This window comes from Chitinophaga dinghuensis (assembly GCF_003259435.1).
Lineage (GTDB): Bacteria > Bacteroidota > Bacteroidia > Chitinophagales > Chitinophagaceae > Chitinophaga > Chitinophaga dinghuensis.
The window spans coordinates 90657-116121 of record NZ_QLMA01000007.1; the positions used below are offsets into that span (position 1 = coordinate 90657).

The window sequence follows — 25465 nt, forward strand, 5'->3', positions numbered from 1 at the left end:
GGCCATTTTTTATGCTATTGGGAGACGTGTTTCTCCCTATTTTTCTAATGTTCTTATAATCTCCGTGCATGGGGCTAAGTATTACCTTTGGTGGCCCATCATCAAAGTTGAATGTCTATGCAAAACCACCGTAGGGTAATTTTCCTATTTGTATTCCTGTTGTATTATGTGACTGGCCGTGGGCAGTCGGACTACATTAATTTAGGCAATAAGCAATATCAGTTATTGGATCGGCTGGATATCCGTACGAAGAATGATACCTTGCTGGGATTCACGGATGTGAAGCCTTATAGTCGCAAAAAAGTGACGGAGCGGGTATTATGGATAGATTCTCTGGATAAAAAGGGGGAGTTGCCTTTTGCTTTGACTAATGTAGACAGATATAATATACGTTGTTTGCTGTCCGACAACTGGGAGTGGGCTGGTGGTTATCAGGGTATGACTACCAGGAAGCCGTTGCTGGGTGTCTTTTATCAGCAGCCGGGGGCTTTGTATGCGGTAAATGTACCTGATTTCAAATTGGTGATAAATCCTGTGCTGAACTTGCAGTATGGTCATACAAATGATGGTACGGGGAGTATTTTCGTTAATACCAGGGGGATTACGCTTCGTGGTAATATAGCTAACAAGGTGGGATTTTATACGGTGCTTACGGATAACCAGGAGCGGGACCCTGCGTATGTACGGGACTTTGTGACGAAGCATGATGCGGTACCAGGGGCTGGTTTTTATAAGGCATATAACAAGAATGGTTATGATTATTTTGATGCGAGGGGAGGTATCTCCTTTAACGCTGCCAAATATTTCGATATTCAGTTTGCGTATGATAAACTCTTTATAGGGAATGGCTTTCGGAGTTTGTTCCTGAGTGATTTCAGTAATAATTTCCTGTTTTTGCGTATCAGTACAAGGATCTGGAAGTTTGATTATGAAAACATTTTCTCGCAGACAATAGGGCCTTTTCCGCCGTTTGCACAGGATGGTAAGAGAGACATACGTCCGCAGAATTACATGATGATACATCATTTGTCGCTCCAGGCAACCCGTTGGTTGAACTTGGGATTCTATGAGAATATCATGGAGGATGGAAAGAATGGTTTGCAGTTGGCTTATCTGAATCCTGTTATATTCTATCGTTCTGTGGAGCAGCAGTTAGGAGCTGCTGGTAAGGCGAATATTGGATTTGAGGTGAAAGCGAATGTGGCAAGATCTGTACAGTTGTATGGGCAGTTACTGATAAATGAATTTGTTACAAAAGAAGTATTCCATTATAGTCGCGGTAACTATGCCAACAAACAGGGCTTGCAGCTTGGCGTAAAATACATAGATGCCTTACATATAAAGAACCTGGATTTACAGGCGGAGGCTAATTTCGTACGTCCGTATACGTATACCAACTACGATAGTATTACCAATTTTAACCATTACAACCAACCGCTGGCGCATCCGCTGGGCGCGAATTTCAGAGAGTTTATAGGTTTGGCGCGTTATCAGCCGTTGCCTAAGTTATACCTAACAGCTAAACTGATGCATCATTTGCAGGGCTTGGACTCTGCCGGTGTGAATATGGGTAGTGATATTTCCCGGAGTTATGATACGCGTCCGCGTGACTATGGGTTTTATATTGGAACGGGTACACCCGTAAACAGTACCATGGCTTCGTTGGCGGTGTCCTGGGAGTTATTTGAGAATTTGTTCCTGGATTGGAACGCGACCTACCGGACCTATAATGTCAAGGATCAGCCTAAGAGTAATACCTTCTTTTACACTTTCGGTATCAGGATGAATATACAGCCGAGGGAGTTTAATTTTTAAATGATATCTTGTAGGTAGTTAAATCGACTACCATGGACCGTGCTACTTCCATTCTGGATTCCTGGCAGGCGAATGCTGCCAACTGGATTGCCACCATTGATCATGGGGAGATTGCTTCCCGGATATTGGTGACCAATGCCGCTATTGTTCAAACTATTCTTCACTATCCCATTGAAAGCATCCTGGACATAGGCTGCGGTGAGGGCTGGCTGACAAGGGCCTTACAGGAGCAGGGGAAGTCGGCCTTCGGTGTAGATGCTATTCCCGCTTTAATAGAAAATGCCCTTCAGAAAGGAGGGAATCATTACGCTGTAGCGAGTTTCCAAAGTATAGTCACGGGCGCCTATCCCATCTCACAACACTACGACGCTGCAGTAATCAATTTTGCATTGCTGGATGAGGAAGAGACGGAATCGTTATTACAACGTATCCGGATAGTGGTTAAAGAAAGAGGATTTGTATTCATTCAAACCCTGCATCCATTGGTGATAGCGGGGCAGGAGCCATACGTTTCAGGATGGAAGGAGGGGAGTTGGAATGGAATGAAACGGGATTTTGTACAGCCTTATCAATGGTATTTCAGAACGATGGGAGATTGGGTGAGACTCTTTTCTCTGGCTGGTTTGGAGGTTGTTCAGTTGGAGGAGCCTGTGCATCCGGAGACGGAAGCCCCGATATCATTGATATTTGTATTGCGTGTAAAATAGGATGTTTAATATGTATAGATTATTGTTATTACTGGCTGGTTTTATTTTCTCGGTGCATATAGCGGAATGCCAGTCGCCCTGGATAAAAGTAAGAGAAGAATTGTTATTTGATGCTCCGCCTTTTAAAGCCTGCCATGCCTCCACGATAACAGAAATTGCGAAAGGGAAGGTACTGGTAGCTTGTTTTGGAGGAGCGTATGAAGGGAGTAAAGATGTAGTGATCTGGGCAGGAGTAGTAGGGAAGAATGGAAAGGTGATTCCTTCAGCAGTGGCTACTGGAAAAGAGAATGACACATTACAATATCCTTGTTGGAACCCGGTATTGTTTAACATGAATTCCGGGAAACTGGTACTATTCTATAAAGTTGGCCCTAATCCAAGGGAATGGTGGGGAATGATGAAAACCTCTGTGGACAATGGGAGGAGCTGGTCGGCAGCAATGCGGTTACCCGAACATGTATTGGGTCCAATAAAAAATAAACCGGTGATATTGAAGGATGGAACTATTTTATGTCCGTCAAGTATAGAAGAACCGAATGGAAAATGGTGGATACAAATAGAGCAAACAGATCAGACATTAACGCATTGGAAGACCATACCTGTAGATGCTCAGGGAGCATTTGATGCGATTCAGCCAAGTATATTATCTTATGGAAAGGACACATTGCAGCTGGTTTGCAGAAGTAAACAGGGGAGAGTGGTACAGGCCTGGTCTTATGACAATGGCCGCAGTTGGTCGGGCTTGTCGGCCATAGAAGGATTATTAAATCCTAATGCGGGCACTGATGCCGTAACGCTCAAAGATGGTATCCAGTTGATTGTTTACAACCCGGATGTTCCAGGAAAGGAATGGTATAATGGGAGAGGAAAGTTATGCATCGCCAGTTCTGAAAACGGGCGTGACTGGGAAAATATCATGACGCTGGAAGATAAGCCTGGTGCGGAGTTCAGCTACCCCGCTATTATTCAAACTGCGGATGGACAGGTGCATATAACCTATACGTATGATCGGAAAAACATCAAACATATTGTGTTAAAGAAAGGGCGTTCAAAATAAAAGGTTTAAATTTTTTTTGAAAACCCTTTGAAAATCAATTCCTTTTTCTCTATCTTTGCGCTCCCTTCAAGGGAATGATTCCGTAGCTCAGTTGGTAGAGCAATACACTTTTAATGTATGGGCCCTGGGTTCGAGTCCCAGCGGGATCACTGAAAAGCTACTCACTGAGTAGCTTTTTTGATTTTAAGACTATGTAAATACCTTTAATTGTAGCATGTTATTAATAGTTGATAGTATTTGAAAGGTTAACCTATTGTCGAACGCTAAATAATATCCTGTACCAGTTCAATATTAAATATGAACAAGAAATTTATTGCTCTTCTTTCTCTTTTGTTAGTATTCCTTGGATGCCATCTGAATTGTTTTGCGCAGCTGGAATTACGCAAGGTAGTACCTTTAAGTCCTACTGCCGCTGAGATCCAAAAGTACATTGAAGCCCCTGTAAATAATTTTACCGGGATTCCTTCTATCAGTATTCCGGTCTACAATGTTAGTGCCGGTGATTTGTCTTTGCCACTGGCGCTTAGTTACCATGCCGGAGGAAATAAGGTGGAAGGACTGGCTACCTGGGTGGGATTGTCCTGGAGTCTGGGAAACCTGCCGAGTATTTCCAGGTCTGTCAATGGTATTGCGGATGAGGACCCCGGTGGTGCTTTTCAGAAATATGGTAATAAATCTTTTAAGCAGTGGTACGACTTGCTGTCAGCTGGTCTGACTGGGCAAAATCAGTACAAGAATTTCCTGGCAGATATGAAAAGTGGCATAGCTGATAACGCGCCCGATATTTTTTCCTATAGTATTAATGGAGCCAGCGGGAAATTCTACTATAATCAGGATTTAAACAGGTTTGTAACTTCTCCGTTGAGCAATGTGAAGATTACCTTCAGTGGTAATTCTTTTACTATTGTGGGAGAGGATGGCGTTATCTACAACTTCAATGGATTCGATGCGGAAACCACCGGAGGTAGTAGCTCGGCGCCTCTTATAACTTCGTGGATGATTTCCTCCATACAGAATGCATCCAAAACAGAAACGATCAGCTTCGATTACACAGATGAATCGCAGATCAACCAGTCTATACAGAGTGACACCAAATTCCAATTTATCAGTGGCGATATTTGTGAAGGCCCCAATGGCCCTGCCCCATATCCAGGGATTTCTATTGGAGTTGTATCTATGCATACTAAAAGACTGACAAAGATTAATTTTCGAGGGGGCTCGGTGAAGTTTGTTGCTGCTGCCACTGATAGGCAGGACCTGATTGGGGGATATGCATTAGATAGCATCATTGTACTGAATAAGAAAGGAGAGGTAATAAAACAGAGTGTACTTATCCATAAGTATATGACTGGTTCTGGTACAGGGTTTGGTTGTAATGGCGCGGTAAATTATCGTACCAACAAATGGCTCCTCCTGTCTGGCTATAAAGAGATCAGCAATGATAAAAAGAATAATTCCTATTCATTTGAGTATGACGAATTTTATATCCCTGGTTGCAGAACCTCATTGTCACAGGATAACTGGGGTTTTTATAATGGAAAAAACAGTAATAGTTCGCTGATCCCCACTGTAACTTTATTAAAGCCGGATAATAGCCCGTTGGAGATACCAGGTGCAGATAGAGAGGTAGATCCTTATTATAGTCAATTTGGAATCCTGAAAAAGATGGTATTTCCCACAGGTGGCTATCGGGAGTTTGTATATGGGAATAACGAGGTGTATTCACCAGATTTACCACCAAGGTATAAAAAAGAATACGCTACAATACAGGTTGATAATGGAGAGTTTCCTGAAGGGGACCAGAACTTGCCAATAAATGGCAGGTATGAAATGCAGTTAACTATCAATAATCCCCCAGATAAAATCCTGAATAGTAATAATCCGAATGGAGGAGCTTTCCTCGATATGGATATAGACGGATTGGGCGTACCTCCGGGATCTGCAGGAGCGAATATATATATGCAGCGCACAGAACCTCCATATAATCTTTTCAATATTACGACTTCATTTACCAGTCACTATTTACCGAATGGTACATACACTGTCACTGCCGTATTCAATCAAAACCCACCCAATTATCAAAATTTTTTTGCGATGGCTTCCTGGAAAGTTATTGATAAATCTCAAATCAATACGTATGCTGGCGGATTACGAATTAATGAGATTAAGACTTTCGAACACGCAGGAAGTGTACCACTTACCGTAAAGTATAAATATGCTGTAGGACCTAATTCTGATACGTCCTCTGGTGATATCTTCTCAGACAACAGGTTAAACTATGCGGACAATATAGAGGTCAAGAATCAATTTAGTGATCCTAGTGGAAATAAATATATTACATGTCATTATAACGTTGCCAGATTACAATCCTTCAGTACGCAACAGCAGGTGAATTTTGCAGGCTCTCTAGTTGGATATAAGAATGTATATATTATTACAGCGGATCCTCAGCAGACGGGAATGACTAATTACACCTATACCTTTGCAAAGGATTTAAGCCAGAGTTATGAAATCCCCTATCCGCCGGCCTTCAGCATGGAGGATTTCAGAGGACAATTAAAAAGTCAGAAGGATTTTCAGTTTATAAATAATGCATTTCAATTGGTCAAAACAGTAGATTATGATTATAAGAATATCTCTGCCAATGATCTGACAACTTATGGTATTAAAACTGATCCGGAAGCGATGGTCATCGCCTGGGCCAATAATGTTATTAAGTATCCGGTGAGTGCATCTTATGCAATTATCCCTACCTGGTCGGCCATTAGTTCAAAAACAGAACGTATCTATGACCTGGATGATGTCTCCAAATATGCAGAAACACCTACTACCTATTTATATAATGACCATCAACATGTAAAGGAAGTTACTTCGCCAGCAAGTACTGGAGAGCTTAACCGGGTTGTGTCGTATTACCCTTATGAGCTTACACTGACAGGCGCAGATGAAACTGCCCGCCAGGCAATGATATTAAACAATATCATTGGTGTGGAACTAAAGAAGGAGAACTATCTAAGTACCAAATTACTATCTACCGTTAATAGTAATTTCCAGGTTACCTCTTCTGGCGTAAGGCTCCGTAGTATGGAAATGAACAGGAGTAACTCCACTGATATTGTGGCATTGGATTATATCTCATATGATACCTTCGGTAATATCCTGCAACAGCGTAAGAGAAATGATGCTATGGAAGTGTATATCTGGGGCTATGGTGACCTATACCCTGTGGCAAAAGTTATAAACAGTGATTATAATACTGTAAAGAGTTTTATCGATCCCAATGTACTTAATAATCCTGCTACGACAGATATTGTCATGAGAGCTGAACTGGACAAAATCCGGAAAGGGTTGGCCAATACAAATGCACAGGTAACAACTTATACCTATAAGCCCTTGGTCGGTATTACCAGTGAAACCGATACCAGAGGCAATTTGATGACCTATGAATATGATGGATTCGGAAGATTATTATTAATCAGAGACAAAGACGGCAATATCCTTAAAAAATATGAGTACGTCCTTAAGCAACAGTAGCATTGCATGCTTTGGTTAAAACAGTTTAACTATCCATTTAAATACTTACGATCTTGAAGAAGTCTATATATACCCTGTTGCTCCTTATCGGTACAATGAGAGCAGGAGCCCAGAATATCCCGACCGGCACAGGAGTACCTGGCGCCACACCTGTGCCTACCCCCGGCAGTTATAATGGTATTAACCTAAACTATGTACGTACCTGGGAAACTAGTCAACCACTGCAGGATTCAGCAGCTGTCAGTAGTAAAGGTAAAACCGTAAAGGAAGTTAAACAATCCACCGTATTCCTGGATGGTCTGGGCCGGCCGGTGCAAACCGTTGTCAAAGGTATTAGCCCAACTGGTAAAGACCAGGTTTCAACTGTATTATATGATGATCTTGGAAGGGAAATGTACAAGTATCTCCCGTATACGCAGACCACAGCCAATACAAATGATGGCGAATTTAAACAGGATCCATTTAATGCACAAAAGGCATTTTATGAAAACCCTGTTTTGAATAAGAATTTAGTTGGAGAGAAAATCTTCTATTCTCAGCAGGTAGTGGAGACTTCGCCATTAGGCCGGGTTTTGAATTCCTATTCCCCAGGAAATAGCTGGGCCAGTACCAGTAATAGCGGAAATCATCCTGTACAGCAGAAATATCAGGTAAATGCGATCAGTGATTCTGTTCGTATATGGGTAATGGGGAATAATCTTCCCACAACAACAGCCATATATAATGCTGGCCAGCTCTTCAAAAATGTGATAATTGATGAAGCCGGGAATCAGGTAATCACATTTATAGATAAAAATGGAAGGACTATCTGTAAAAGAGTTCAGGAGCTGACTAACCCAGGTACCGCTCATATGGGGTGGTTGAACACCTACTATGTATATGACGATCAGGGAGATCTTCGCTTCGTGCTCCCCCCACTTGCGGTGCAGAAGATCACTAACAACTGGGATGTATCCGGAGTGGAAAACGGCTTGTGCTTTCAATATCGTTATGATAGCCGTAAACGGTTAATTGAAAAGAAATTACCCGGTGCTGCTATAGTTGAAATGGTGTATGATGTGAGAGATCGTGCAGCGTTTACCAGGGATGGTAACCTTAAAATAAAGGGGAAATGGCTGGTAACATTCTACGATGCGCTGAACCGACCGGTAGAAACTGCCTTTTATAACAGTGCTGCCACAAGAGATGAATTGCAATCCAGTATGAATACGACAGGAGGTAGCAACAGCACACAATCCTATGTATTTGCAGGCGTTGAAAATCTCATCACTGCGGTAAATGATCGGACTAATTACGAAGCGGGAAACAGTATTGAATTACTTCCTGGTTTTGATACCAATGATGGCGCAACGCAGGAATTCAGCATTAATCCGCAAAGTGACGGTGGAATGGTAAATCTCGAAGTCACCAATCCGCTGCCAAATATCCCGGCAGGAGCGCTGACACCATTGACTTTTGCCTTTTATGATAATTATAATTTTCCAGGAGCACATTCCCTGGTAAGCGCTGACCTGAATAAGCCAGAAGTAGGGGCGAATGTATACCCGGAATGGAATGCCGGAAGCGCCACTAACACCAAAGGTTTAGCCACCGGAATACGTATCAGGGTATTGGATACAGATCAATGGCTGACTACTACCAATTACTATGATGAAAAAGGACGTGTTATCCAGACAATTGATGATAATGCCTCAGGAGGAAGAAGTACTTTAACCAGCCTGTATAATTTTAAAGGACAGTTGTTGAGTACCTACCTCCGTCATGCCAATAATAAAAGTACGCAACATCCCAAGACGTCTCTGTTAACCATCACCAACTATGACGATGCAGGGAATATAGCCTCCGTGAAAAAGCGACTAAACGATAATCCTGACCTGGAAAGAACCATTACATTGAACACTTATGATGAAATGGGAAGGCTCACTGGAAAGAAGTTGGGTATCAACGGTAACAACCCGGCACTGGAAGAAATGACGTTCGACTATAACATCCGAGGATGGCTGAGCGGCATCAGTAAGGACTATCTGAATAATCAAAATACCACGGCACATTTTGGTCAGGAGCTCAGTTATGATTACGGTTATCGTACGCCTTCCTATAACGGCAATATTTCAGGTATCCGTTGGAAAGGATGGAATGATAAAACCCCAAGGTCTTATGGTTATGAGTACGATAAGGTGAATCGTCTCTTAAGCGGAGCATTTTCCCAATTTGAATCTGGCCAATGGAATAATAATAGGGAAGACTATTCTGTAAAGTGGATCTCCTATGATGCCAATGGAAATATCCTGAATATGGCGCAGCAGGGCATGGAAGGAACCGCTATTCAACCAATGGATAAACTGGCATACTCCTACCTGCCTAATAGTAATAAGTTGGCAGCTGTTTTTGACAGTTCTACAGTCAGTGCTCAATTGGGTGATTTCAAAAATGGTCAGAATATTGGAGACGACTATACCTACGATCTGATGGGTAACATGGTAGCAGATGGAAATAAAGGGATATCCAGTATTACTTATAATCATTTGAATCTGCCAGTACGTATTGACATATATCAAAAAGGTGCTATTGTTTATACCTATGATGCTGCCGGTAATAAACTGAAGAAAACGGTAACTGATAGAACTGTCAGTCCGGAGAAAACGGTAGTAACCGATTATATTTCTGGATTTGTTTATCAGAATGATTCCCTTCAGTTCATGCTACATGAAGAAGGGCGGATCAGGGTGGCAACAGTAGCGGGTCAGGCTCCAACCTATATATATGACTATTTTGTGAAAGACCACCTGGGTAATACGAGGCTGGTACTGACAGAAAATTCCAGTCGGAATATCTATGCCGCTACCATGGAAACGCCGGTTGCAGCAAAAGAAACAGCCTTATTCAGTAATATTGATGTGACCCGGGCAGTTAAACCTGCTGGATATCCGTCTACTGATGCAGCAAATAAATCAGTATCCAAACTAAGTGCGAAAGATGGAGGTAAAAAAATTGGTCCATCTATCGTGTTGCGGGTAATGGCGGGAGACACGATTCAGTTGGGTGTCAAAGCGTTCTACAAATCAACCGGGCCTGGCGATAAAAAGGCGGGTACTGCCCCAGTAGAGAATATGCTGGCAGATCTCGTGCAAGCTTTCGGAGGCAAAGCATCCACACCCGGTACTCATGGAATTTCTTCTGAAGCTAATGGTACGCCATTTAACGCCAATTTTTATAATAACGATTACAGACAACTGAAAGAGAAGTATCCGGAGAATCCTGATCTTGACCGGCCTAAAGCCTACCTGAACTATGTACTTTTTGATGATCAGTTCAATATGGTACAGGAGAATAGTGGTGTAAAACAGGTAAAAGCAGTACCAGACCAGATTCAAACCCTTGCCCAGGATAATATGGTCATGGAAAAGAGCGGTTTTATGTATATTTATACCAGCAACGAAACCGCACAGGATGTCTACTTCGATGATCTGGTAGTGGCACATGCAGATGGCCCAGTATTGGAGGAGACGCATTATTATCCGTTTGGGTTGACGATGGCGGGGATAAGCTCTAATGCGTTAGTGGGGACTAATTACCCAAAGAACAGGAAGGAGTACAATGGTATAGAACATACGACAGATCTTGATCTTAATCAGTACGATGCATTTTATAGGACATTGGACCCGCAGATAGGAAGGTGGAATCAGATAGATCCGAAGATAGATGATATGGAGATGTGGTCTCCTTATACTTCAAATTATGATAATCCCATTAGGTATCAGGACTTTTTAGGTGATGAGCCTGGCGATAATCCTGGTTTTTGGTCCATGTTGAAGGATGCTGTTTTGGAGACCGGTGCACAGATCCTTACTGCAGGAGATGGATTAAGAAACTCGTATGTGTCCAATAATTTAGGAGGGATAGGTCGGGTAGATGTTGAGCAAACTAATTATACCGGAAAGAATGCGATTGCATACCAGATTGGACAGAAAATAGGAGACGCTGGTGCTGCAATATCTGGATTTGTTGAAGGGCTTGGTGGAGGGGCAGCAACTGTTCTGACTGATGGAGCTGCTATTCCAGTGACTGCTCCTCTTGTTTTACATGGGACGGTAACATCTGGATTAGGGATAAAGAATTTATTTTCCAATCCAATTCGAAATGCACAAGGGAAAACCTATCAAACATATACAAAAGAAGGTCCCAATGGTGAAATTTATTCGGGAAAAACAAGTGGAGATGGAACACCCGAGCAAAATATCGCAAAAAGGGATAGAGGTCATCATATGAATGACCAAGATTACAAACCTGCTCAATTAGATAAAACATCAAAAAGTAAAAAAGCTATTCGGGGCAGAGAGCAATACTTAATTGATAAAAATGGAGGAGCTAAGTCGCAGGGCGGAACTTCAGGAAATGCTATCAATAGCATTTCTCCTTCAAATAAGAAGAAGGCTCAATATATGAATGCTGCGAAAAAAGAATTTGGTGAATAAAAAAAATATCATGGGAGTACAACGGATTACAATTGGGTCGATAATCAAGATAGATTTACCATGTGGAAAAATTGGGTATGGTAGAATTTTAGGCAAGGCAAATTATGGTTTTTACGATTATTATACTGATCATGAAGAGACAGATTTATCTTGTATTTTAGATTCCCGAATATTATTTATTGTGGCGGTATATAATGATGCGATAACTAATGGAAGGTGGAAAAAGATTGGGAAAAAAGATTTGGAGGAAGCTCTAAAACTATTACCAATGAAGTTTATTCAAGATAAGTTGAATCCTGCTAAGTTTGAAATTTACGATCCGAACACTGGTGATACAAGACCAACAGATGTAAGTGAATGTATTGACTTAGAAAGGGCTGCAGTATGGGAGCCTTATAATGTAGAACAAAGGTTATGTGACCATTTTAATGGAGTTCCCAATGATATTTTTGAAGAAATGCGTATAAAGTTATAAGATAGACTATTCATTAACTATGATGTAAGCCGCAGGTTATCTGCGGCTTATGGAAACTATTGCAGCAGCTCCTTCATCACCACTCTCGCCATTTCTTTTGAACTGAAAGGGTTTTGTCCTGTAATAAGCTTTCCATCTACCACTACATTAGACGTCATTGGAATAAATGCTTTGATAAGATTAGCTCCTCTTTCCTTGATAGCAGCTTCAAGATTGAAGGGGACTTCTTTTTTCCGTCTGGCAATGGTTTCTTCAAACCAATCGAAACCTGTCATCGATTTATCTTTGATTAAGTACTCCCCATTGGATAGTTTTACATTGATTAATCCGCCTACGCCGTGGCAAATGGCGGCTACCATTTTGTTGCTTTCGAATTGGTTTTTAAGGATGGTTTGTAACAGGGTATTGTCCGGAAAATCGTACATGGTGGCATGCCCGCCCGCTAAATAGACACAATCAAAAGAAGTGTTTTTTATTTCTTCCAGCGTTTTTGAATGATTTAATTCATCCATAAAAGCGGGACTTCCATAATAGTCTTTTGAAATTTTATCTAACACCAATGGTTTCAGGCTTTCTGGGTCGATAGGTACACTACCTCCTTTAGGACTCGCAATGGTTATTTCCCAGCCTTGCTGCTTCGCACTATGATAGATATGCGTCAGTTCACTAAGCCATAAGCCTGTTTTTAACCTGCCACTTGCATACATGCTTACATTGGTAACTATTAGCAAAATCTTCTTCATTTTTTATGATTTTTATTGTCTTTTGCCCAACAAAGGTCTATTAATTATGCTATACCTTAGTCTTTGTATCAATGGAGATTATAACAGTATTTCTTTAGGAAAGTTCCTTACCTAAGCATCCGGGGGAAGAAGTAATTGGGCCTGCAGCGCAGGCTGAAATTTTAATGCGTCAATAGAGGGGGGAAGGGCATGGGGGGCTAATGAGCAGCCATTTTTCAGAAACTTTCAGATTCATACGTTACGCTCACACTGCCAGTACCAACCGCGCCCTGAAATCCGTTGATATCATCAATATGCCCCAGCTTGGTGTAACTGTAGGAAGTGCGGAATGTCTTGTAAAAGAGTACCAATGTTGAACTGCCATACAACATTAAATCCCCTGCCTGAATAGTTCCTGGATTCGTCGCATAGGTGGGCAGACTACGCGGTAATTCCGCGTATTTTTCATTGGCATTTAATTCTGTCATGTTTATGGTCATGGGCAACATGGCCTTCAATTCAGTTGCTGCGGCATTATCATCTAGCGTTGCCGTGAATGAATGATTCCCGATAGTTATTTTCATTTTACTTTTTGTTGGATATGTGATCGTGTCGTACTTCTCTGAAACAATTGGTGCACCTGCTTTACCGCAGGATGCACCAATCGTCGATAGTGAAAATACACCGATAAAAATGAATAGGAGCTGATTCATATTGCTCCGGTTTTTATTGTCTTTATAATTTTTGCCGGAACACCCGCAACAACAACATTATCCGGAACATCTTTTGAAACAACTGATCCTGCCGCCACCACTGCGTTTTCTCCAATAGTGACCCCAGGTAGAATCGTAGCTGCTGCGCCTATCCAGGCATTACGTTTTATCAGGATTGGTTTTGTCACCAGCGCCCTTCTGTCTGAAGGATCTAATGGGTGATTTTCTGTAATCAGGTTTACTTTGGGGCCTATTAGTGCATGATCTTCAATAGTAATGCCTCCCATATCCAGGAAGGAGCAGGCGTGATTGATAAAGACCTGCTTACCAAGCCGGATGAACTGGCCGAAGTTGGTATAGAATGGCACAAACACTGTTGTGCTTTCATCGATCGTTTGGCCGATAATATCCCCCAGGCGTGTACGTATCTCCTGGATGTTTGTAGCGGTATTTAAGGCGGCCGACAACTGAATAGTACGCTCAACTATCCATTGTATTTTGAAGTATTCCGGGTCATCCAATCGGATAGGCACTCCGGCTTTCAACCTGGAAAGAATATCATGTTTAATAGCTGTCATTGACTTCTGTATTGCTGGTCAGTGACTTTCTCCAACCAATCCACCACTTTCCCGTTCAGGTTCTCCTGAATGGCAATATGCGTCATCCCGGTGGTCGCAGTGGCTCCATGCCAGTGCTTTTCATTGGGCTCAAACCAAACCACATCGCCTGGACGAATGGTTTCTATAGGACCACCTTCCCGTTGTACCCAGCCGCATCCTGCGGTTACAATTAGTGTTTGTCCCAGTGGGTGGGTATGCCAGGCGGTTCTTGCTCCCGGTTCGAACGTTACGCTGGCTGCTGCGCCTCGTCTTGCTTCATTGGCATCAAACAGCGGATCAATCCTTACCGCTCCTGTAAACCAGTCGTCAGGGCCTTTTACGGAGGATCTTTCACCTAATCTTGTAATTTCCATGTTTCAGATATTTTACGCCTGCTTATTGCAGGTTGTTGTTAAAGAATGTAGTAAGTTTATCAAAAGGAATAATGTCTGTTTTATCGTACAGGTCCACATGAACGGCATTAGGAATAATCAGCAGTTCTTTAGGTTCGGCTGCCGCTTTGTAAGCATCCTCACTAAAATAACGGGAGTGGGCATTTTCTCCGGCAATTAATAAGACCGGACGTGGCGATATTTCTTTGATGTAAGTAAGCAGAGGCATATTCATGAATGAAAGCGCATTGGTGGCCATCCATGCCCCGTTAGAGTTGAGCGAATTGGGGTGAAATCCTCTCGGAGTACGGTAATAGTTGAAATAGTCCACTACAAATTGTGGTTCATTACCTGATAGTTTTTCCGGTAAATTGCGAGGGCCGGCGGCCGGTGTACCATTACTGGCGTCTTCCCAACGTTGCTGGCTCATCTTTTCCAGCATGTTAGTTCGTTCTGCTGCGGTTAATTTATCATAGTAACCTTTGGCCATTACCCGCGACATATCGTACATACTGGTAGTAGCAACGGCTTTGATACGTTTATCTACGGAGGCAGCATTGAGGCCCATGCCAGCAAAACCACAAATGCCGATAATACCGATACGGTTCCTGTCCACGAGCGGTAGCAGGCCGAGGAAATCTACTGCTGCACTGAAATCTTCTGTGTTAATCTCTGGTGATGCAATGTTACGGGGTTCGCCTCCGCTTTCCCCAGTATAAGAAGGGTCGAATGCCAGCGTAACGAAACCGCGTTCGGCCATAGTTTGCGCATACAGTCCGGATGCTTGTTCCTTTACGGCGCCAAAAGGGCCACTGATCGCAATTGCAGCCATTGGAACCGTGCCATGTTTTTTCGGAATATATAAATCTGCTGTTATAGCAATGCCATATCTGTTCCGGTAATGTACTTTCTCGCGTGTCACCTGATCGCTTAACTGGAAAGTATAATGGTCCTGATCTTTCATATTCTCTTCTTTTTGGAATGACGTTGTAGTTAACTGCTGGGCATAAGTCTGCCCACAAATTATTAGGGAGATGAATGCCAGTATTGTAATAAGTTTCATACCTGTTTATGCATTAAATAGCAGGTACAAAGCTAATGTGGGAATGGGGCCTTTCGTTAACGATTGTCAAACCAAAAATTAAGAATTTCAAACTTCTTGTTCCCGGTATGATTTCGGATTGGTGCCAGTAAGCCGTTTGAAAAAGTTATTAAAATAGGTAGGGTAGTCAAAGCCAAGGGCATAGGCAATATCCGCAATGTTCCAATTGGTATGTTGCAGCAGCGCTTTGGCCTCGCTGACAATGCGTTCTGTGATATGGGTAGTGGTAGACTTGCCGGTAACTTCTTTTACTGCCCGGTTCAGGTAGTTGACATGTACATTTAGTTCTTTGGCGTAATCCTGGGCCGTCTTTAATTGCAGGGGAAAGTCGGTGCTTTCAATCGGGAACTGTCGCTCCAGTAGTTCCAGGAATACGGCGGTAAGTCGGGAGGCGGCATTATTATGTTGGTGGCTGTGTTCAGAGGGTTGTAGTTTTAAAGCTTCGTGGATAATGAGATGAATGTAATTGCGTATTAAATCATCTTTATACAGATATTGGCTTTGTTGCTCTTCAATCATTTTCAGAAAAATCGAATTAAGATACAGCCGTTGTTCCTCACTGATATTTAAAACCGGGGTGCCTCCGATTTTGAAAAAAGGTGAATTTTGCAGGCTTTCACTGCGTTCAGATCTGCTAATGAAATCCTCTGAAAATAGGCAGGTATAGCCAACATAAGTGGTTGACCGTGTTTCCCAGGAATAGGGAATATGAGGATTACCAAAGAATAATATTGTTCCCGTTGTTTCAAATGTCCGGTCTGCGTAATGTATGGCACTATTGCCTGTTGTCAGGCAGATTTTAAAAAAGTCCTTTCTGCTGTACATACGGGTTGCGTTGGAGTCGGCCTCAATAGCAAAGGCGTTGAACCCCTTTAACTTTAACTGGCTGTTATATTCAGAAACGGATCGCAATATTTTCTTTCCCATTAAGCAAAGTTAAGAAATTCAAATCATTTGGGTGGGAGACCAACTATGAGGTGTTTTATAGGAGAAATATTTATGAGCCCAGCCACAGAAATACTATTGAGCATCCTTGCGTCGCACTCTTCAGCTGTTTGAACTCTATTGAAGCATGCTCCGCATATTACAGTATTAATGGTAGTAATTTTTACTGTTTCTATTCCTATTTAAGCCTAATCTTTAATGGCCCAATATGACGCATTGTTGTCCTTCATAGAAAAGCTTTCATGGGTTACTTTTGCAGAGATGAGAAGAAGAATTGCATTTATTATACCGCCGGATGTGGAGCTGTTGGACTTGGCTGGTCCTGTCCAGGTATTCCGGGAGGCGGCCTTGCAGGGACTTGATCTTGAAATAGCATTCTATGCTATGGAGCAATACCCGGTCAGTGCGGTGGGGCTCCCATTCGGGAAACTGGATAATTACCGGAAAGCCGTATTGCATGAGGGCGATTTTCTGTTCATTCCCGGTTTTTATTTTGAAGGCCTGAAAAGACGCCCTGATATTGAAATGCCATTTTTTAAATGGCTGAGCGACCATGCGGCCAGAAAGATCAATATCTGTTCTGTCTGTAATGCGGCCTTCATACTGGGAAGTGCAGGACTATTGGATAACCGGGAATGTACTACTCATTGGAGAAGTATGGAACTGTTACAAAACATGTTCCCAACAGCTAAGGTACAAACCAACGTATTGTTTGTTAAGAGTGGGAATATCTATACCAGCGCCGGTATTAGTTCAGGGATAGATATGGCTTTATCTATCCTGGAGGAATGGGAGGGGCCATTATTGGCTAACCAGGTCTCCAGGGGATTACTGATATATCATCGCAGGAGCGCCAAACACGGCCAGCATCATATTTATCTGGATTACAGAAACCATATTGATCCTAGGATTCACCAGATCCAGGATTATATGATAACACATCTGCACCAATCCCTGACGGTAGAGAAATTATCAGACCTTTTTAACAGCAGCCCAAGAAATCTTACCAGGGTCTTTAAGGAAGCAACAGGTATAACGATGAATGAATACCTCACCCGCCTAAGGCTGGAAAAGGCAGGTACCTTACGCAATAACCCAGATTATACCATGACTAAAATAGCCGCGGAATGTGGGTTCAAATCAGCCCGGCAGTTACAACGAATACTAAAAAAACATGACGAAAGTGAGAAATAGAAAAATGACCTACTGCGTCCTTCTTATGATTGGTATGATAGTTATGTGGCTGTTTCATGCTTGTGCTCCTGTCCGGGAGTTTATGCACTGGAAAACCTTTAATGGCATTGCCTCCATCAATGGCGGGAGACCAGCGTTCAACCCTGCTAAGAAAACAGTAATAATTATCGCAGATAATGAGGGTACAGAAATTTTTGACCTGATGGCGCCCTATTATTTATTTAACGCTACGGAAAAGGCAAATGTATATATAGTTGCCAGAGATAAAACCCCCGTCATTCTAAGAAAAGGCCTTTTCCTGATGCCTGATTTTTCATTCGGAGAGTTTGATTCCATGGGTATTCATCCACAAGTGATCGTTATCCCTAACTTATCGGCGATGGATGCCCGACACCAAAATCAGGAGATTCTTGGTTGGATTAAGAAGCAATACCGTGATACGACTTTCGTACTTTCAGTTTGTGATGGAGCCTTAACCGCGGCAGCGACAGGCATCTATGACGGCAAACCACTTACTACTCACGCATCTGACTTTGCTGCCATCAGTAAACAATTTAATAAACCATTATGGGTAAATAATATCCGCGTCACCCAGAGTGGGAGGCTATTTAGCACCGCAGGGGTTTCCAATGCCACTGATGGAGCATTATCCATTATCGATACGCTTTTTGGACGACCAACTATGTTGCGAGTGAGCAAAATGATCCATTACGCACTTTCTGCAGATAGGAACGCCCATAAGAGTATAGCTATTGACTTTGGTGATAAGGCGGCTATTGGAAAGAAAGTATTGTTTGGGAAAAACCGACAGGTGGGTGTACTGTTGCAGGATGGAGCAAATGAGTTGGAGCTGGCTGCAGTCCTTGATACCTATAATCGTACCTTCCCTAAATCGCTGGAAAGCATATCATTGACCAACCAGAGTATAAGGACAGGCTATGGCCTCACCTTATTTCCTACGGCCAGTCTGGATAAATTCCATCCTACGGAGCTCCATGTCTTATGTCCAGACAAACTTCCATCCACTTCTCACCACTTATTCGATCCTTCCATACTGGTGAAGTATGAGCAACAATCATCACAGTACATTATTGACGTCTGTCTGAGCCGAATACGCCTGCAATATGGCCTAAGATATACTGAAGTGGTGAAACGGCTACTTGACTATAACTAATGAGTACCGGCCTTCAGGAGTCGCCACTTTTGGCCATCATACGCATGTTTTTCTTATGTTCGCCTGGATTTTCTCCTGTCATCTTTCGGAAGAACCTGTTGAAATAGGAGTCGTTTTCAAAACCAAGAGTATAAGCAAGGTCTTTGATGGAAATATCCTCCGTCATCATAATGCGTTGTGCCTTTTCAATTTTTTTCTCATTGATGTATTTTCCGGGAGTACATCCTATGTTCTTTTTGAAGAGACGGATGAAATGGTCCTTGGTAAGAAAACAGATTTCTGCTAAAACATCTATGCTAATGGGTTGATGCAGATGGCTACGGATATAGGTTAGCGATTGCATAATACGGTTGTCTATATTGACATTTTTATCCGAAGCCTGTAAAAGAAACCTGGACAACAACTGCTTGATAATACCTTCTATTTCCATTTCGTAAGCAAGTGGCACTGTTTTCTGTCGGGCAATGTTTTTGACCAGTGTTGGATAGTTATCATAAGCCCATGGATCAAAATATGGAAGCTCCCGCTCAGGATTAATCTCTGCAAGTCGCTTGATTAGCTGGATGGCCAAATCGTCGGCTTTCATTTCAACGGGAAAATCCATCAATTCAAAAATACTGGGCTGATTGCTCAGCTCCTCATAAATATGAATATAATACAGCGTGAGAGGTCCGTCACACTTGTAGGAATGATTAATATAAGCAGGCGTAAGATACAGGTGGTTTTTCTCAAGGCTATAGACTTTGTTTTCCCTGACTAATTTGGCGGCGCCACTTTCTACAAAATGCAATCGGATAAAAGGACTGCACACATTTCTCCAGTTCCAGTCTCCATGATGGACTGCCCGGCCCACATTCAGCAAGATAAAGTTTGGAGGTACCGTTGCTCTGTTCATTATAGGTGAATTTAAGGAGAAAATATCGATATAGTGAAATATTTTATCGATATGAGTAAAGTGTAAAATTGGTACTATAGGTACTTTTGGAATACGAATATAATAGAAGTAAATCTATTGATAGTAAAGGAAAATAAAGCATTGTAATCCTTACAAGATACCGTTTGTATCCAATATTTTTATTTCTTCCTGTTGCCGATTTTTTGAAATGCCTGCCGATATTCAAATTTAATACTAAGCTGATTATCTGCGGTGTATTCTATTGACTATCTGTGAAATTGCCGGAAGTCAGTTAGAGGTTGTTTTACATGGGGGCATCTTATAAATAAAGTTGAATGAATTTAATTGCATGTATTGAGCCTGGAAAATTGAAATGTTTAGATGTATCCAAACCGGATTGTTTACCAGGATATTCTTTAATCAGGGTTAAACGTGTTGGCATATGTGGGACGGATATTCACGCTTTTGAGGGTAATCAGCCATACTTTAGTTATCCACGTGTTTTAGGTCATGAGCTTGCAGGTGAGTTTGTGTCAGGAGATACTCCCGGCCTCCGCAAGGGAGATGTTGTCACCATGATACCCTATCAGCACTGTAATACCTGTGTCGCTTGTCGAGGTGGTTACACTAACTGCTGTCAGCACATGAATGTTATAGGCGTCCACTCGGATGGAGGAATGGCGGAGTTCTTACAGGTACCCTCTCACTTACTACTGTCGGCTGAAGGATTGGATCTTAACCAGGTCGCATTGGTGGAACCCTTTGCTATAGCTGCACATGCTGTTCGCCGGGCTGGAATAACGCCCGCTGATAATGTTTTGGTAATTGGTGTAGGACCTATTGGGCTGGCCATAATAGAAATGGCCACTATAGCTGGTGCGAAGGTAATGGCGATAGATATCAATGAGAACCGTATGGGCTGGGCAAAGCATGTTGCCGGTGCTAAGGAGGTATTTGATGGTAAAGCGGTGAACCTGGAGGAGCAGATTCGGGAAGCAACGAATGGAGATATGCCTACTGTGGTGCTTGATGCCACCGGAAACAGAAATGCCATCAATGATGCTTTCCGTTTTATGGCCCATTCCGGTCGATTTATCCTGGTGGGGATTCAGAAAGGTATGATTGAATTTAACCATCCGGAATTCCATAAACGCGAAGGTACCCTGATGAGTAGCCGTAATGCTACCCGAGAAGACTTTGAACATGTACTGGAGTGCATCCGTATGGGAAGAATTAGTCCAGAAAATTACATCACCCATTTTATACATTTTGATGAACTGGTAGATCAGTTCCCACACTTGGTGAATGAACCTGGTCTTGTTAAGGCTATTGTCCGTTTAGATTAAGTACTGTAGGATGATTTCGGAAGATTTATTGACATAAGACGAATGTAGCATCTGGCTCTCCTAAACGCTACTTTTTTTGGTAAATAATCAACCTTTACCGCCATTGACTGAATGAAGTCCACGTTCATTGATAAAGGGATTCCTGTGATCATGAAAGCATTTGTGGTAATACATTAAACGTAATCAAGTTTACATAGGTATATGAGAACATTTACAAAAATTTTGTCGGCAAGCCTGATATTCATGGCAACCCAATTGCATGCGCAGGAAACCTTTAATGTAGTTGTAAATACAACAGCAGAGCCGATAGCGAAAGGGAAATTCGCCCCCGAATGGAGTTCTCTCAGTCAATATAAGGTACCGGACTGGTTCAGAAATGCTAAGTTTGGTATATGGGCACACTGGGGCCCTCAATGCCAGGCGGAGCAAGGCGATTGGTACGCCAGAAACATGTATATGGAAGGTAGTGGCCAATACAAATCACACCTCGCCCATTTTGGACATCCCTCCAAATCCGGATTCAAGGAAGTAATTCATGACTGGAAAGCACAGCATTGGAATCCCGAGAAACTGGTAGCTCTTTATAAAAGGGCGGGCGCTCAGTACTTCATGGCTATGGCCAATCATCATGATAACCTGGATATGTGGAACAGCAAGTATCAACAGTGGAATACGGTACGGGTAGGCCCTAAGAAAGATATTTTGGAAGGCTGGGCAAAAGCTGCCAGAAAGAATAACCTGCCCTTTGGTCTGAGTGTACATGCATCTCATGCATGGACATGGTACGAAACCGCCCAACGCTCAGATAAAACCGGTCCCATGGCAGGTGTACCATATGATGGTATGCTCCCCGCCGATAGTGGAACGGGTACATGGTGGGAGGGACTTGATCCTCAGGAGTTATATGCACAAAACCACCCCCTCAGTAAAGATAGTTGGAACAACCATGCCCTCTTTGGTCAATGGGATTGGGGCAATAATGCCAGCATACCGTCACAGGAGTATTGTACAAAGTTTTACAATCGCACAGTAGATCTGATAAATAAATTTAATCCGGATCTCCTCTACTTTGATGATACGGCTTTGCCTTTGTATCCAGTCAGTGATGCAGGACTAAAAATTGCAGCTCATTACTATAACCATAACATGACTACCCACAGTGGGAAACTTAATGCCATTCTTTTTGGAAAAGTCTTAACAGCAGAACAGAAGAAAAGCCTGGTATGGGATGTAGAAAGAGGCGCGCCTGATAAGATACAAGATTTGCCTTGGCAAACATGCAGCTGCATTGGCGATTGGCATTACAACAGAAATGTTTATGACGAAGATCGCTATAAATCTGCTAAGGATGTGATTCATATGTTGGTAGATATTGTTAGTAAAAATGGTAATCTGCTCCTAAATATTCCTGTCCGTGGGGATGGTACTATTGATGATAAAGAAGTGCATGTTTTGGAAGGAATTGCAGCCTGGATGGATATCAATAAGGAAAGTATTTTCGGTACCCGACCCTGGACTACATATGGAGAAGGACCGTCCACAGAAACAGCCAATCCTGTTAATGCACAAGGTTTTAATGAGGGGAAACTGAAATACTCCGGCAAGGATATCCGCTTCAATAAAAAGGGAGATATCTTATACGCGACTGTAATGGGTATTCCAATTGAAGATCTACAAATAAAGTCGCTTGGAAAAAAGACAGAGAGAAAACAAATTAAAAGTATCATACTCCTGGGTAGCAAAGAGAAAATTAAGTGGCAACAGCAGGAGGACGCTTTGGTTATTCTCAAACCAAAGACAGTCCCAAATGATATTGCAATGGTATTTAAGATTACCCAGTAAATTTGGTTTGTCGAATTATGTAATAGCGCGTAATATTCTCAGGAGTGCCCTGCCGATTAATAGAAGCCAGAATTTTGGAATTGAAAGACCATCGCTTTTTCATTGCGACGCTTTTTGTTCCGCAAGATAACTCAACCCAGGAAGCCCCGCACAAATTAGTGACAGCTTTTCTGAAAAGCGTTATAGGTAAGCAGTAGATGGATAACTTTTCTGGTGACCATCAAGTACGACTGACTGTAGTCCTGACTTCATAATAAGCATTAGAAGGGAGAGCATCTCTCTGCTCTCCTGTATAGACAAGCTATTACTGGACTTTTAAAATTTCTGCTAATTGGGCTTTTACATTTTGTAATCCAGGGTTTAACTCAAGTGCCTGCCTGTAGCAAGTCACCGCTTTGGAGCGATCACCTTTTTTCAGGTATGTATCGCCTAACTGGCTATAGGCGGTGGCGGATGCAGGATAGTTTTGGGTGTTCATTTCCAGTAAACTTATTGCATTATCCAACGCTCCATACTCGGATATTAAATACATCGCTAAATTGCTGATGTTTACTTCTGGCGGTGTAATAGTATATCCATACCGTTGAGATAATTGCTGATAGTGTTGCTTTACATGTTTAGCATTCAAGGATTTCATATCTGTGAGTGGCAGATCCCATTGCCTGAAAATGAACCGTAAAGCGTCATAATAGGCTTTTATAGGTTCCGTCATGTGCGTGTCTTCAGGATAACAAACATACTTATGGTCTAATCCCGATATCTTTCTTTGAGTGATGATGGCGTCGAACTTTAAAAGATCGGTATGGAAGAATGATTCATTGCCTGATAATCCTTCGTTGGCATCACTATAAAAGATCATTTTGTTAATTACCCGATCTTTTTTCAGCTTCTCATCAGCCAGACTAAGTAAATAGCCTTTATCCCACCAAAAGGACGGACTAATGGCTATATACGCCCCAAATAGATCTGGCTGCGTTAACAGGCAATTGATCGTAGTGATACCACCGAATGAATGTCCTGCAAAAATTTTAAAAGGTTCTGTTCTGTAGTGTAGGTCGATATATGGGATTAGTTCAGTACCAATGAACTTCAAAAAATTATTGCCGCCGCCGCTCGACTTATACCGGAAGTTTGCGCTGGTATCCGCTTTCCCTTCATAGTCAAAAATACTCTTGGTAGGAGTAAGATCCCTTGTGCGATTGGTATTTGGAATACCGACTATAATCATTTCAGGCACGATATTTACATCCTGGCGACTAAGATATTTGCAATATTCTGCCACTATGCTAAAATGATTATCCCCGTCCAATACATATAGTACAGGATAACGCTTATTGGGCTGTAAAGTATCTGCGGGCGGTACATAAATATAAATTTTCCGCTCTTCTCCCAAAACCTTAGATGAAAGCTTAATAATATCTGCCGAAATGGGGTTGAATACCGGATCAGTTTGAGCAACCAGGCTTTTGGGTATGGATAATATTATGGAAATAAATATAATGTTATTGCTGAGATAACGCTTTAATAGATTGCTGAAAATCATGCTAATAAAGGATTGTAGTATGTCCGCAGATGTTGGCTTTTGCCGACCGTATTTGTATTCCGGAAACATGTGCCCCCAAATTCTCAACAGAAAGGAAATGTATTTATGGATCGGCATAAGCGCCTATTAAAAATATTATTTTTTAAGCGAATTGTTCTATTTGTAAGATAAATTAATCCTATTTCTGTCAGCTTCTTCCCTGAATTTAATTCCCCATTTCCTTGCCACCTGAACAAAATGAACAGGCTTCTCCTGGAAACTTCCCGTATTTTCATTCTTCACTCAACCCCCTAAAATATGACCATATTCACCTGGGCTACCATCGCCAGCTGGGTATTATTCTGTAGCTACTGGATACTCCTCCGCAATAAAACCAGCAAAAATGTGCGTGAACGCACTGTCAGACAACGTTACCTTGGTCCTCTGGGCTATGTAGTAATCTTTGGATTACTCTATCTTCCTCTTTTTGTATCGGGTGGCTTTTTCGGACGTATCCTACCTTCAAATGCCCTGTTACAAGGAATAGGGGCAACATTATGTATGGCTGGCATTGGCATTTGTATATGGGCGCGCACCGTATTGGGGCGAAACTGGAGTGGGGGCGTGACAGAGAAACATGGACATGAGCTGGTGGTAAAGGGGCCTTACCGGCTGGTGAGGCATCCTATATATTCCGGCTTCCTCACTGCTTTAGCGGGTACCTGTATGGTGACTGGAGGCCTGGCCGCCATGGTAATTACTTTCATCTACACATTGGCATTATCCAGGAAGTTAAACAGTGAAGAGGCCCTGTTGAAAGACCTTTTTCCAGGTACCTACGAGGTCTATCAGCAACAAACACAGAAACTGATCCCTTTTATATGGTAAAAAAATATCATTATAATGGATGAAACCCTGCGCTAGTCGCAGGGTTTTGTCTTTCTTAAATGCTATCT

19 protein-coding genes and 1 tRNA gene are annotated in these 25465 nt (G+C 42.2%); 12 read left to right on the forward strand and 8 right to left on the reverse strand.

Features of this window, described 5'->3' with window-relative positions; genetic code table 11:
* The first annotated feature begins 117 nt into the window (after window positions 1-117).
* The 7 genes from CLV59_RS20245 (at window position 118) to CLV59_RS20275 (ending at window position 12063) form a co-directional block, all read left to right on the forward strand.
* The gene (locus CLV59_RS20245) at window positions 118-1815 is read left to right on the forward strand and encodes a hypothetical protein (protein WP_111593904.1); all 1698 of its coding nucleotides are present in this window, start codon (window positions 118-120) and stop codon (window positions 1813-1815) included.
* 32 nt (window positions 1816-1847) lie between these two features.
* Window positions 1848-2522: a class I SAM-dependent methyltransferase gene (locus tag CLV59_RS20250; RefSeq protein ID WP_111593905.1), complete on the forward strand. Its 675-nt coding sequence runs from the start codon at window positions 1848-1850 to the stop codon at window positions 2520-2522.
* A gap of 10 nt (window positions 2523-2532) precedes the next feature.
* Window positions 2533-3579, forward strand: a complete 1047-nt coding sequence (locus CLV59_RS20255; protein WP_111594200.1) for a sialidase family protein — start codon at window positions 2533-2535, stop codon at window positions 3577-3579.
* Between the two features lie 76 nt (window positions 3580-3655).
* Window positions 3656-3728 (forward strand) — tRNA-Lys (locus CLV59_RS20260).
* Window positions 3729-3876: 148 nt separating this feature from the next.
* Window positions 3877-7113, forward strand: coding sequence for an RHS repeat domain-containing protein (locus CLV59_RS20265; RefSeq protein WP_111593906.1), 3237 nt, complete (start codon window positions 3877-3879; stop codon window positions 7111-7113).
* A gap of 53 nt (window positions 7114-7166) precedes the next feature.
* Entirely contained in the window at window positions 7167-11588 is a 4422-nt protein-coding gene (locus CLV59_RS20270) for a DUF6443 domain-containing protein (protein ID WP_111593907.1), read from the forward strand.
* A gap of 10 nt (window positions 11589-11598) precedes the next feature.
* Window positions 11599-12063 carry an immunity 26/phosphotriesterase HocA family protein gene (locus CLV59_RS20275; RefSeq protein WP_170137837.1) on the forward strand — a complete coding sequence of 155 codons (465 nt, stop codon included), beginning with the start codon at window positions 11599-11601 and terminating at the stop codon, window positions 12061-12063.
* Window positions 12064-12119: 56 nt separating this feature from the next.
* Here the strand turns inward: CLV59_RS20275 and CLV59_RS20280 are convergent, their stop codons facing one another.
* From CLV59_RS20280 to CLV59_RS20305, 6 genes are all read right to left on the reverse strand, one after another.
* Window positions 12120-12806, reverse strand: coding sequence for a type 1 glutamine amidotransferase domain-containing protein (locus CLV59_RS20280; RefSeq protein ID WP_111593909.1), 687 nt, complete (start codon window positions 12804-12806; stop codon window positions 12120-12122).
* Between the two features lie 215 nt (window positions 12807-13021).
* Window positions 13022-13498, reverse strand: coding sequence for a cyclophilin-like fold protein (locus tag CLV59_RS20285; RefSeq protein WP_111593910.1), 477 nt, complete (start codon window positions 13496-13498; stop codon window positions 13022-13024).
* On the reverse strand, window positions 13495-14076 hold the full coding sequence (locus tag CLV59_RS29375) for a DapH/DapD/GlmU-related protein (RefSeq protein ID WP_111593911.1): 582 nt from the start codon (window positions 14074-14076) through the stop codon (window positions 13495-13497). The genes CLV59_RS20285 and CLV59_RS29375 overlap by 4 nt, the downstream gene beginning before the upstream one ends.
* A complete protein-coding gene (locus tag CLV59_RS20295) occupies window positions 14073-14471 on the reverse strand; it encodes a (R)-mandelonitrile lyase (protein WP_111593912.1) in 399 nt (132 codons plus the stop codon). The genes CLV59_RS29375 and CLV59_RS20295 overlap by 4 nt, the downstream gene beginning before the upstream one ends.
* 22 nt (window positions 14472-14493) lie before the next feature.
* Entirely contained in the window at window positions 14494-15552 is a 1059-nt protein-coding gene (locus CLV59_RS20300; protein ID WP_111593913.1) for an alpha/beta hydrolase, read from the reverse strand.
* An 87-nt stretch (window positions 15553-15639) separates the two neighbouring features.
* The gene (locus CLV59_RS20305) at window positions 15640-16518 is read right to left on the reverse strand and encodes a helix-turn-helix domain-containing protein (protein ID WP_111593914.1); all 879 of its coding nucleotides are present in this window, start codon (window positions 16516-16518) and stop codon (window positions 15640-15642) included.
* A gap of 279 nt (window positions 16519-16797) precedes the next feature.
* Here CLV59_RS20305 and CLV59_RS20310 point away from each other — a divergent pair, with 279 nt between their 5' ends.
* Together CLV59_RS20310 and CLV59_RS20315 are read left to right on the forward strand one after the other, a co-directional pair.
* Window positions 16798-17730, forward strand: a complete 933-nt coding sequence (locus CLV59_RS20310) for a GlxA family transcriptional regulator (RefSeq protein WP_111593915.1) — start codon at window positions 16798-16800, stop codon at window positions 17728-17730.
* Window positions 17720-18904, forward strand: a complete 1185-nt coding sequence (locus tag CLV59_RS20315; RefSeq protein ID WP_170137838.1) for a DJ-1/PfpI family protein — start codon at window positions 17720-17722, stop codon at window positions 18902-18904. Before CLV59_RS20310 ends, CLV59_RS20315 begins: the two co-directional genes overlap by 11 nt.
* Before the next feature lie 13 nt (window positions 18905-18917).
* Here the strand turns inward: CLV59_RS20315 and CLV59_RS20320 are convergent, their stop codons facing one another.
* The gene (locus CLV59_RS20320) at window positions 18918-19799 is read right to left on the reverse strand and encodes a helix-turn-helix domain-containing protein (RefSeq protein ID WP_111593917.1); all 882 of its coding nucleotides are present in this window, start codon (window positions 19797-19799) and stop codon (window positions 18918-18920) included.
* Between the two features lie 335 nt (window positions 19800-20134).
* Here CLV59_RS20320 and CLV59_RS20325 point away from each other — a divergent pair, with 335 nt between their 5' ends.
* Window positions 20135-21145: a zinc-binding alcohol dehydrogenase family protein gene (locus CLV59_RS20325; protein WP_111593918.1), complete on the forward strand. Its 1011-nt coding sequence runs from the start codon at window positions 20135-20137 to the stop codon at window positions 21143-21145.
* 201 nt (window positions 21146-21346) lie between these two features.
* Window positions 21347-22987 (forward strand): alpha-L-fucosidase, encoded by a 1641-nt coding sequence (locus CLV59_RS20330; protein WP_111593919.1) that lies wholly within the window; start codon window positions 21347-21349, stop codon window positions 22985-22987.
* A 304-nt stretch (window positions 22988-23291) separates the two neighbouring features.
* On the opposite strand, the gene CLV59_RS20340 is transcribed toward CLV59_RS20330, so the two are convergent.
* A complete protein-coding gene (locus CLV59_RS20340; protein WP_170137839.1) occupies window positions 23292-24530 on the reverse strand; it encodes an alpha/beta hydrolase-fold protein in 1239 nt (412 codons plus the stop codon).
* A gap of 297 nt (window positions 24531-24827) precedes the next feature.
* Between CLV59_RS20340 and CLV59_RS20345 the strand changes: the two genes are divergently transcribed.
* Window positions 24828-25397: a methyltransferase family protein gene (locus tag CLV59_RS20345; RefSeq protein ID WP_111593921.1), complete on the forward strand. Its 570-nt coding sequence runs from the start codon at window positions 24828-24830 to the stop codon at window positions 25395-25397.
* Window positions 25398-25465 lie beyond the last annotated feature (68 nt).